The following is an 11,746-nucleotide window of genomic DNA, read 5'->3' as shown; positions in this document are numbered from 1 at the left end:
AAAGGCGAGAAGGGTGAACAAGGTGTTGCCGGTCCACAAGGTCCAAAAGGTGAAAAGGGCGAACAAGGTGTCGCCGGTCCACAAGGTCCAAAAGGTGAAAAGGGCGAACAAGGTGTCGCTGGTCCTCAGGGTCCAAAAGGCGAGAAGGGCGAACAAGGTGTTGCCGGTCCAGAAGGTCCAAAAGGTGACCCAGGCGAACGTGGCCCACAAGGTGAGAAAGGCGAACAAGGTGCTCAAGGAGCTCAAGGTAAGGACGGCCGCGACGGCTTAACGCCATTAGTTGACGTCCGTCGTAATGATGCCAATGATGGTGTCCTCATCACTGTGACCCCACGTCACTACAATGCCCAAGGTCAAGTTGAAAATGGAACTCCAACCACCAGCGAAGTCAAAGACGGCGCTCCTGGTACAGACGGCAAGACCTATGTCCCAGTCGTTGAAAAAGGTGCGGATGGGATTACCCATATCAAGTTCTATCCAGCCAAAAAAGATGGCACACCTGATAAAGATCAACAACCTATCGCTACCGGTCAAGTTAAAGATGGCGCCAAGGGTGACCCAGGTGAACGCGGTCTCCAAGGTCCACAAGGCGAACGCGGTGAAAAGGGTGAAACTGGTGCTACCGGTGCCCAAGGTGAGAAGGGTAAGGATGGGGTAGACGGTAAGTCCTACGTTCCTGTTGTTGAACGTGATGACGCCAACAAACAAACCACTATTAAATTCTATCCTGCGAATACAGATGGTACAGCCGACAAGAGTCAAAAACCTGTCGCTGAAGGCATTGTCAAAGACGGTGAAAAAGGTGAAACCGGTGCTCAAGGCGCCCAAGGTGAAAAGGGAGCCGATGGCAAGTCCTTTGTTCCTGTTGTTGAACGCGATGAGCCTAACAAACAAACCACCATTAAATTCTACCCAGCCAAAGCAGACGGTACAGCCGACAAGACCCAAAACCCTGTTGCTGAAGGCATCGTCAAAGATGGCGAGAAGGGTGAACAAGGTCTTAAGGGTGAAACCGGTGCTCAAGGTGCCCAAGGTGAAAAAGGCCAAGATGGCGCCAACGGTAAGACTTTTGTTCCAGTGGTAGAGAAGGGCGACAATGGTGTAACCACCATCAAGTTCTACCCAGCAACCCCAACCGGAGAAGCTGACAAGACTCAAAAACCAGTCGCAACTGGTGAGGTCAACGACGGTGCAGACGGTAAGTCTCCGTTGATCGAAACCACTCGTGTGGACGATGCAGACCCTAAAGAAACAGGTAACCAACCAGGAACCAAGGTTATTATCAAAGACCCAGTCACCAAAGAAGTCCTTAGCGAAAGCTTTGTTAAAGATGGCGTCAAGGGTGACAAGGGTGAAAAAGGTGACCCAGGCAAAAATGGCCGCGATGGTTTAACCCCATTAGTGGATGTTAAACGGAACCCAGCTAACGATGGCGTAATCATTACCCTGACCCCACGTTCTTATAATGAACAAGGTGAAGTGGTTAACGGCGAGCCTGTAACTAGCGAAGTTAAAGACGGTGCCAAGGGTGATCCTGGTAAAGACGGCAAGAGCCCACGCATTGAAACTAGCCGTGTAGCAGACGCTGATCCAAAAACAGACGGCGACCAACCAGGGACCAAAGTAACGGTTAGAGATCCTGAAAATAATAAAGTCTTGAGCGAAAGCTTCGTTAAAGACGGCGTTAAAGGTGATAAGGGCGATCCAGGTGAAAATGGCAAGACCTTTGTCCCAGTGGTTGAGAAGGGTCAAGATGGTGTAACCCACATCAAGTTCTACCCAGCAGACGCTACTGGTCAACCAGATAAGTCCAAAGATCCTATCGCTAAAGGCGAAGTCAAAGACGGTGCTAAGGGTGACAAGGGCGATCCAGGTGAAAACGGTAAGACCTATGTCCCAGTCGTAGAAAAAGGCCGAGACGGCACAACCCACATCAAGTTCTATCCAGCAGATGCTCAAGGTCAACCGGACAAGAGCCAAGATCCTGTTGCTGAAGGAACGGTTAAAGATGGTCAGGACGGTAAGGACGGCCTAACGCCTAAGGTTGAAACCCGCCGTAACGATACCAACGATGGTGTCATTATCAAGGTAACCCCACAAGTTCGCGACGCCCAAGGCAATGTCGTTGATGGCACGCCAACCGAAACGGAAGTTAAGGACGGCAAAAAAGGTGCAGACGGCAAGACCTATGCGCCAGTGGTTAAGAAGGGTGAAGATGGCACAACTTCAATCAAGTTCTACCCAGTCGATCCTAAGACCGGCAAGGCCGATGAAAACCAAGAACCTGTAGCCACCGGCGAAGTCAAAGACGGCGCTAAGGGTGACAAGGGTGATCCAGGTGCCCAAGGTGAGAAAGGCCAAGACGGTAAGAACGGTGAAAATGGTAAGACCTTTGTCCCAGTGGTTGAGAAGGGTAAAGATGGTGTGACCCACATCAAGTTCTATCCAGCAGGTGCAGATGGCCAAGCCGACAAGACCAAAGACCCAGTCGCTACCGGCGAAGTCAAAGATGGGAAGACCCCAATCGTTGAAACCAGCCGTGTAGAAGATGCTGACCCAAGTGTTGACGGCAAGCAACCAGGGACCAAGATTGTGGTCAAAGATCCAGAAACTAAGGCTGTTATCAGCGAAAGCTTCGTTACAGACGGTATCGATGGTAAGACCTTTGCCCCAGCCGTAGAAAAAGGCAAAGACGGCGTCACCACCATTAAATTCTACCCAGTCGATCCTAAGACCGGTGAAGCTGACAAGACCCAAAACCCTGTTGCGACAGGTGAGGTTAAGGACGGTATCGATGGTTTAACGCCTAAGGTTGAAACCCGCCGCAACGATGCCAACGACGGTGTGATCATCAAGGTGACCCCACAAGTTCGCGACGCTCAAGGCAATGTGGTTGACGGGACCCCAACCGAAACAGAAGTCAAGGATGGCCAAGACGGCAAGACTTACGCTCCAGTCATTACTAAGGGTCAAGATGGCGTTTCAACCATCAAGTTCTATCCAGTCGATCCTAAGACCGGCAAGGCCGATGAAAGCAAAGAACCTGTAGCCAGCGGCGAAGTCAAAGATGGCGCTAAGGGTGACAAGGGTGATCCAGGTGCCCAAGGTGAGAAAGGCCAAGACGGCAAGAACGGTGCTGACGGCAAGACCTTTGCTCCAGTCCTTGAAAAGGGTAAAGACGGTGTCACCACCATTAAGTTCTACCCAGTCAACCCTGAAACTAAGCAACCAGATACGACTCAGCCAGCGGTAGCAGAAGGTGAAGTCAAAGATGGCAAGGCCCCAGTCGTTAAAACCGAACGCTTAGAAGACGCTGACCCAACGACTGAAGGTAACCAACCAGGAACCAAAGTAACGGTTACAGACCCAGAAACCGGTAAGGTCATCAGTGAAAGCTTCGTTAAAGATGGCGAAAAAGGTCAAGACGGTGCCAAGGGTGAAAAAGGCGATCCAGGCCAAGACGGCAAGACTTTTGTTCCTGTTGTCGAAAAAGGTAAAGATGGTCTAACTACGATCAAGTTCTACCCAGCTGGCAAAGATGGTCAAGCTGATAAGACGCAAGACCCAGTCGCTTCTGGTGAAGTTAAAGACGGCGCAGACGGTAAGACCTTTGCTCCAGTTGTAGAGAAGGGCCAAGACGGTGTCACTTCAATTAAGTTCTACCCAGTCGATCCTAAGACCGGTGAGCCCGATAAGACCAAAGCCCCAGTTGCTACCGGCGAAGTCAAAGACGGCAAGAGCCCAGTTGTTGAAACGACCCGCGTAGAAGACGCTGACCCAACGACTGAAGGTAACCAACCAGGTACTAAAGTAACTGTTAAAGACCCAGAAACTGACAAGGTCATTAGCGAAAGCTTCGTTAAAGACGGTGCAAACGGCCAAGACGGCCAGAGCTACGCCCCAGTCGTTAAGAAGGGCAAAGACGGAACAACTTCCATCAAGTTCTATCCAGTCGATCCTAAGACTGGTCAACCAGACACTACAAAACCAGCTGTTGCAGAAGGCACAGTCAAAGACGGTGTCAACGGCAAGTCCGCCTACACAACTGTTGTCGAAGGGCCAAACGCAGCCGGCGAACCTGGCCAATGGATCATCAACTACTTCGACAAGAACGGCGACGGTAAGTTCACCGACGACGAAATCGTTTCTACCCAATTTATCCGCAACGGCAAAGACGGGAAGGACGGTAAGGATGGTAAGACTTATGCCCCAGTCCTCGAAAAAGGCAAAGACGGCGAAACTACCATCAAGTTCTACCCAGTTAACCCAGAAACTAAACAGCCAGACACGACCCAAGCCCCTGTTGCAGAAGGCAAGGTGAAGGATGGCAAGGACGGTAAAGACGGCCTCAGTCCTAAGGTTGAAACCCGCCGCAACGACGCTAACGATGGTGTCATCATCAAGGTGACCCCACAAGTTCGCGATGCAGAAGGTAATGTCGTTGACGGGACCCCAAGTGAATCTGAAGTGAAGGACGGTAAAAATGGTAAGACCTTCGCTCCTGTAGTAACTAAGGGCCAAGACGGCACAACTTCTATCAAGTTCTACCCAGTGAATCCAGAAACCGGCAAGGCTGACACCGAACAACCAGCTGTTGCAGAAGGTACGGTGAAAGATGGTGCTGATGGTAAGACCTTTGCTCCAGTTGTTGAGAAGGGCGCAGACGGCACAACCACGATTAAGTTCTACCCAGTTGATCCTAAGACCGGCCAACCTGATACCAGCCAACCAGCTGTTGCAGAAGGTGCAGTTAAAGATGGCAAGTCCGCCTACACCACAGTCGTTGAAGGACCAAATGCAGCCAATGAACCAGGCCGCTGGATCATCAACTACTTCGATAAGAATGGCGACGGCAAGTTCACCGACGATGAAGTCGTTTCTGCTCAATTCGTTCGTGATGGTAAGGACGGTAAAGACGGCAAGGCCTACGCTCCAGTCGTAGAGAAGGGGGCAGACGGCACCACCACGATCAAGTTCTATCCAGTCGATCCTAAGACCGGCAAGCCAGACACCAAGCAAGAACCTGTCGCTACCGGCGAAGTCAAAGACGGTGCTAAGGGTGAGAAAGGCGACAAGGGTGACGATGGCAAGACCTTTGCCCCAGTTGTTGAGAAGGGAGCAGATGGCACAACCACCATCAAGTTCTACCCTGTGAACCCAGAAACCGGCAAGCCAGATACGACTCAACCAGCCGTAGCGGAAGGCTCTGTTAAGGATGGCAAGTCCGCCTACACCACAGTTGTTGAAGGACCTAACGCAGCCGGCGAGCCTGGCCGTTGGATCATCAACTACTACGACAAGAATGCAGACGGTAAGTTCACCGACGATGAAGTGGTATCGGCTCAATTTATCCCTGACGGCAAGGATGGCAAGACCTACGCTCCAGTTGTGACTAAGGGTGAAGATGGTACAAGCTCTATCAAGTTCTATCCAGTAGATCCGAAGACCGGTAAGCCAGATACCAATCAGCCAGCAGTCGCAGAAGGCACGGTGAAAGATGGTAAGGACGCCAAGGCTCCAGTCATTGAAACCGAACGGGTGGAAGACCTTGATCCAAACACCCCTGGTAACCAGGCCGGGACCAAGATCACCGTTAAAGATCCAGAAAATGATAAGGTCATTAGCGAAACCTTCGTCAAGGACGGCCAAGACGGCAAGTCGCCAGAAGTGACCACTAAGGACAACGGCAACGGGACGCACACCATCACCATCAAGAACCCAGATGGCACGATCACTACAACCACTGTTAAAGACGGTGCTAAGGGTGAGAAAGGCGACAAGGGTCAAGACGGCACAAATGGTGTCGACGGCAAGACCTTTGCCCCAGTTGTTGAGAAGGGTGCAGATGGCACGACAACTATCAAGTTCTACCCAGTAGATCCTAAGACTGGTAAGGCTGATAAGAGCCAAGAACCTATCGCAACTGGCGAAGTCAAAGACGGTGCTAAGGGTGCAGCTGGTCAAGACGGTAAATCTGCCTACACAATGGTAGTCACTGGACCAAACGATGCCGGCGAACAAGGTCAATGGATCATTAACTACTTCGATAAGAATGGCGACGGCAAGTTCACTGATGATGAAGTAGTTTCCGCTAAATTCGTCCGTGACGGTAAGGACGGCAAGTCTCCAGAAGTCACCACCAAGGACAACGGCAACGGGTCCCATACCATCACCATCAAGAACCCAGACGGTACAACAACTACCACCACGGTCAAAGACGGTAAAGATGGTAAAGCACCAGTCGTTGAAACAAGCCGCGTTGAAGACGCTGATCCAAATACCCCTGGTAACCAAGCCGGCACTAAGATTATTGTCAAAGATCCAGACACGGACAAGGTCATCAATGAGACCTTCGTCAAGGATGGTAAGGACGGCGTGGATGGCAAGACCTTTGCCCCAGTGGTTGAGAAGGGCGCAGACGGTACAACCACCATCAAGTTCTACCCAGTAGATCCTAAGACAGGTCAAGCGGATACGACCAAGCCTGCTATTGCAGAAGGTGCAGTCAAAGACGGTACAAACGGCAAGTCTGCCTACACTACCGTCGTTGAAGGACCAAATGCAGCCGGAGAGCCTGGCCGCTGGATTATTAACTACTTCGACAAGAACAACGACGGCAAGTTCACTGACGATGAAGTCGTATCTGCCCAATTCGTTCGCGACGGTAAGGATGGTCAATCCCCGACGGTTGAAGTGAAGGACAACGGTGACGGTACCCACACCATCACAACTAAGAACCCAGACGGCAGTGTGAACTCCACTACTACCGTTAAGAACGGTAAGGATGGCAAGTCCCCAGTCGTTGAAAGCACTCGGGTTGAAGATGCCGATCCAAACACCCCAGGTAAGCAACCAGGTACCAAGGTCACAGTGACTGACCCAGAAACAGGCCAAGTCATCAGCGAAACTTTCGTCAAAGATGGCGTCAACGGTAAGGATGGTAAAGACGGTAAGAACGGTATTGACGGCAAGAGCTTTGCGCCAGTCGTTGAGAAGGGCCAAGATGGCACGACCACCATTAAGTTCTACCCAGTAGATCCTAAGACTGGTAAGCCAGATACCACTCAACCAGCCGTTGCAGAAGGTTCTGTGAAGGACGGTAAGGATGGCAATTCGCCAGTCGTTGAAGCGACCCGTGTCGACGACCTCGATCCAAACACTCCTGGCAACCAAGCCGGCACTAAGATTATTGTCAAAGATCCAGAAACCGGCGCTGTTGTTCATGAAAGCTATGTGAAAGATGGCCAAGACGGCAAGTCGCCAGAAATCACCAGCAAGGACAACGGTGACGGAACCCACACTATCACCATCAAGGATCCAAGTGGTACAGTAACCACAACTACTGTCAAAGACGGTAAGAATGGTAAGGATGGCCGTGATGGTATCGATGGCAAGAGCTTTGCGCCAGTCGTTGAGAAGGGCCAAGATGGCACGACCACCATTAAGTTCTACCCAGTAGATCCTAAGACTGGTAAGCCAGATACCACTCAACCAGCCGTTGCAGAAGGCTCTGTCAAAGATGGTAAGGACGGCAAGTCTCCAGAAGTTACCACCAAGGATAACGGCGACGGGACCCACACCATCACCATCAAGAACCCAGACGGCACGACCACCACGACCACGGTTAAAGACGGTAAGGATGGCAAGACACCAGAAGTTGGCGTGAAAGACAACGGCGATGGTAGCCATACCATCACCATCAAGAATCCAGATGGCACGACCACAACCACGACTGTCAGAGATGGTAAGAACGGTCAAAATGGTAAAGACGGCCGCGACGGTAAAGATGGTATCGACGGTAAGACTTTTGCCCCAGTAGTAGAGAAGGGTGCAGATGGTACAACCACGATTAAGTTCTACCCAGTAGATCCTAAGACCGGCCAGCCAGATACTAAGCAGCCAGCCGTTGCAGAAGGCTCCGTCAAAGATGGTAAAGATGGCAAGTCTCCAGAAGTTTCCTTGAAGGACAATGGCGATGGGACCCATACCATCACTGTTAAGAACCCAGATGGCACCACTTCAACCACCACTGTGAAGAATGGTAAGGACGGCAAGTCCCCAGAAGTGACCACCACGGATAACGGCGACGGGACCCACACCATCACCATTAAGAACCCAGATGGCACGACCACAACGACAACTGTCAAAGACGGTAAGGATGGTCGCGACGGTATCGACGGCAAGACTTTTGCCCCAGTGGTTGAGAAGGGTGCAGATGGTACGACCACGATTAAGTTCTACCCAGTAGATCCTAAGACTGGCCAGCCAGATACTACGCAACCTGCTGTAGCAGAAGGTTCCGTTAAGGATGGCCGCGATGGTAAAGACGGTAAGGACGGCAAGTCTCCTCAAGTTTCTATCCGAAACAATAACGACGGCAGCCACACCATTACCATCAAGAATCCAGATGGTACGACCACCAACACCACAGTTAGAGACGGTAAGGATGGTAAGTCCCCAGAAGTCAGCGTCAAAGATAACGGCGACGGCAGCCATACCATCACCATCAAGAACCCAGACGGCACGACCACAACCACGACTGTCAAAGACGGTAAAGATGGTCGCGATGGTAAAGATGGTAAGGATGGCCAGTCCCAACGCATCCGCACCGAAAAAGGTAAGGATAGCCAAGGCAACGACGGCGTTTGGGTCATCATTACCGACGACAAGGGCAATGAATTAAGCCGTGAATTTATCCGCGATGGCAAGACCCCATCTGTCAAGGTGGAAGAAGGCAAGAACAGCCGCGGTGAATCTGGCCAATGGATTATTGTCTTCGACGGCAACGGCAATGAAGTTTCCCGTGAATTCGTCCGTGACGGTAAAGACGGCGCATCATCAAGCCTCGAAACCGTTCCAGGCAAGAATGAAAAGGGTGAATCCGGTCTTTGGGTCATCGTTAAAGATGGCGAAGGCAAGGAATCTAGCCGTCACTTCGTCCGCGACGGTAAAGACGGCAAGGACGGTAAGGACGGCCGCAGCGTACAGAAGATCTACAACCGCAATGGTAAGTTGATCATCATCTTCTCAGACCATACGACTGAGGAAATTGAAATCCCATGCTGCAAGCCATGCCCAGAGTCGCCAAGAACACCAAAACCAGGCGACCCAACACCAGAAGTACCGAACGTGCCAGGTAACCCAACGCCGGAAGTACCAAACGTACCAGGCGACCCAACGCCAGAAGTACCAAACGTACCAGGCGACCCAACACCAGAAGTACCGAACGTACCGGGTAACCCAAGGCCAGAAGTACCGAACGTACCAGGCGACCCAACGCCAGAAGTACCGAACGTACCAGGTAATCCAAGGCCAGAAGTACCGAACGTACCGGGTGAGCCAACACCAGAAGTACCAAATGTACCGGGTGAGCCAACACCAGAAGTACCGAACGTACCAGGCAATCCAACGCCAGAAGTACCGAACGTACCAGGCGACCCAACGCCAGAAGTACCAAATGTACCAGGTGAACCAACACCAGAAGTACCGAACGTACCAGGTAATCCAACGCCGGAAGTACCGAACGTACCAGGTAACCCAACACCAGAAGTACCAAACCAACCAGACCAACCCGCTAAGGTGCAAGTTGACCGTGTGACCTACCCTGCAACGACTAAAGTTCGTCAAGAAAACAAGGGCAAGGCGACACCGAAACAAGTAGTAGCTAAGACCCTGCCACAAACTTCTTCAACCAGCCAAGTATCAACCGCAGCACTCGCTGTCTCCCTCCTCGCAGGGGTTGGACTACTTGTCTTCCCAATGAAGAAAGAAGACTAGTCTCCTCCGACTATAGCCAAGGGAAAAGCAAAGCTTAGCGAGCTGGAAAGTTTGAAAAAAGCCCATCTTCGAAAGTGAAGATGGGCTTTTTGTTGGCTATAAAATATTTATGGAAAGCCCCCCCAAACTTGACTGCTCGGCCAAGTCTGGGGGCTCTTTTGTTTGAGTCGTAATTTTTAATTGACCCGGAAATTTTTCATGCTGAGGTCCAGGATGCCGGCAGAGTGGGTGATGGCGCCAGAGGAGATATAGTCTAGGTCCAGGTCTTTTATCCGAGAGACGGTGTCGGCTGTCATATTGCCGGAACCCTCGATAATGGCCCGGCCGTCGATATAGGCAATGGCCTCCGCCATCTGGTCGTGGTCCATATTGTCCAGCATGATGATGTCCACTCCGCAAGCGACCGCTTCCTTGACCATGTCCAGGTTCTCTGTCTCCACTTCAATCTTATGGATGAAAGGGTCGACCTCCCGGACCGCTTGGACAGCCGCTGTAATCGATCCCGCCGCGCCGATATGGTTGTCCTTGAGCATGATGAGGTCAGACAGGCCGTGGCGGTGGTTGTAGCCGCCGCCGACCCGGACCGCATACTTCTCTAGATTGCGGAAGCCCGGCGTCGTCTTTCGAGTATCCATGAGCTTAATCCCGGTTCCTTCCAGGGCATCCACAAATCGCCGCGTTGCCGTTGCAATCCCGGATAGGCGCTGCAAGTAGTTCAAGGCAACCCGCTCCCCAGTCAAGAGGGTGGTGGCCTTGGCCTGGATGCTTAGGATGGTCTGGCCTTTTTCAATCCGCTCGCCCTCCTGAATGAAGCTATCGAACTGGCTGTCTTCCTGGAGATAGGTGAAGACGGCTTGGAAGATAGGCAGGCCGCAGAGGATCCCTTCTTGCTTGGCGATCAGGTCAACCGTCCCTGTTTGGCCTTGGAAAATCGCCTCCGAGGCCAGGTCATAGTAGGGCGCATCCTCGGCTAGGGCTGTCTCAATGAGAGTTTGCAATTCACTGTCTTTTAGGGCTAACATAAGCATCCTCCTCGATCGTTTTCTTCAATTATAGCATAGGCCAGTTTGTTCGAAAAATTTGAACTGTCTGGGTTTGTTTACAGGGCTAAAAGGCTGGCGCTTTCTTTGCTGGCGCTTTGAAAATTTTTGTTAACTTTCAAAAGGGGCTGGCGTTTGTGACTAGGGAGGCGGGGACTTACAAATAGACCCTCAATTTGTAAGTAGGCTGGTGGGAGCTTTCAAATGAGGCATTCATTTAAAAGGAGGAAGGCGGCAACTTTTAAACGAGATTTCTATTTGCAAGTAGGATGGCAGTAACTTTCAAACAGAACATGTATTTACAAGTTGACGCTTATTTGGCAAAGGACAAGTAGCGAATAGGGTCCTTGTTAGCAAGTAGAATCAAGTTAACTAGCGAACGAGACTCCCATTAGCGAGTAGGAAGGCGGCAACTTGTGAACGAGCCCTCCAATAGCAAGTAGGAAGGCGGCAACTAGCGAACAATACCTCCTGTTGGCAAGTAGAAGCTCTGCTAGGTAAGACACCTGGTTTTTTCCATAATGAAAACAAGCTAGCAGGACCTTTGCTAGCTTGTTGATCCTTATTTTTATGTTTTAATTTTTGATCTGTTCATATCCAACTTGGGCTCGGCTTTGTAACCCGCACTCGAAGGATTTGATTGTGGGTAGATCGCCTTTAACCCACACTCTAGTATATTGTTTGAGGCTTGAACACTGCCAACCCACACTTGAGGGGTTCATTTAAGAGTTAAAGCCGGACAAGCCACACTCGGGGATATTGTTTGAGGCTTGAACACTATCAATCCACACTCCAGGATCCTGTCTGTGGGTTGACTACCAACCTTCGCACCCTTCTAGTTGGGTTCGAGCTGGCAACTTTCGTGTCACTTCACAAGTCTCCGCCACAGTCTTTCAGACTGTTCTGGTGACTTGCTCCAGTGAACGAAA

General features: G+C 51.2%; 3 protein-coding genes. 2 read left to right on the top strand and 1 reads right to left on the bottom strand.

Annotated elements, in window-relative coordinates; all coding sequences use genetic code 11:
- The coding region (locus QP339_RS09555) for a hypothetical protein (RefSeq protein WP_284911318.1) at positions 1 to 271 on the top strand (271 nt) is incomplete at its 5' end.
- Between the two features lie 53 nt (positions 272 to 324).
- Entirely contained in the window at positions 325 to 9,777 is a 9,453-nt protein-coding gene (locus tag QP339_RS09550) for a collagen-flanked surface repeat-containing protein (RefSeq protein ID WP_284911317.1), read from the top strand.
- Between the two features lie 176 nt (positions 9,778 to 9,953).
- Here QP339_RS09550 and nadC read toward each other — a convergent pair whose 3' ends face one another.
- Positions 9,954 to 10,799 (bottom strand): carboxylating nicotinate-nucleotide diphosphorylase, encoded by an 846-nt coding sequence (gene nadC, locus QP339_RS09545; protein ID WP_284911316.1) that lies wholly within the window; start codon positions 10,797 to 10,799, stop codon positions 9,954 to 9,956.
- Between the last annotated feature and the right edge of the window lie 947 nt (positions 10,800 to 11,746).

Origin of the sequence: Aerococcus sp. UMB7834 (assembly GCF_030215145.1) — a bacterium.
In the GTDB taxonomy this organism is placed as follows: domain Bacteria; phylum Bacillota; class Bacilli; order Lactobacillales; family Aerococcaceae; genus Aerococcus.
The sequence above is the reverse complement of the archived record's forward strand: the minus strand, read 5'-3'. Positions and strand labels throughout refer to the sequence as shown.

Coding starts and splice junctions, on each gene's coding strand:
- nadC (WP_284911316.1), bottom strand. CDS start 10,799: ATGTTAGCCCTAAAAGACAGTGAATTGCAAACTCTCATTGAGACAGCC.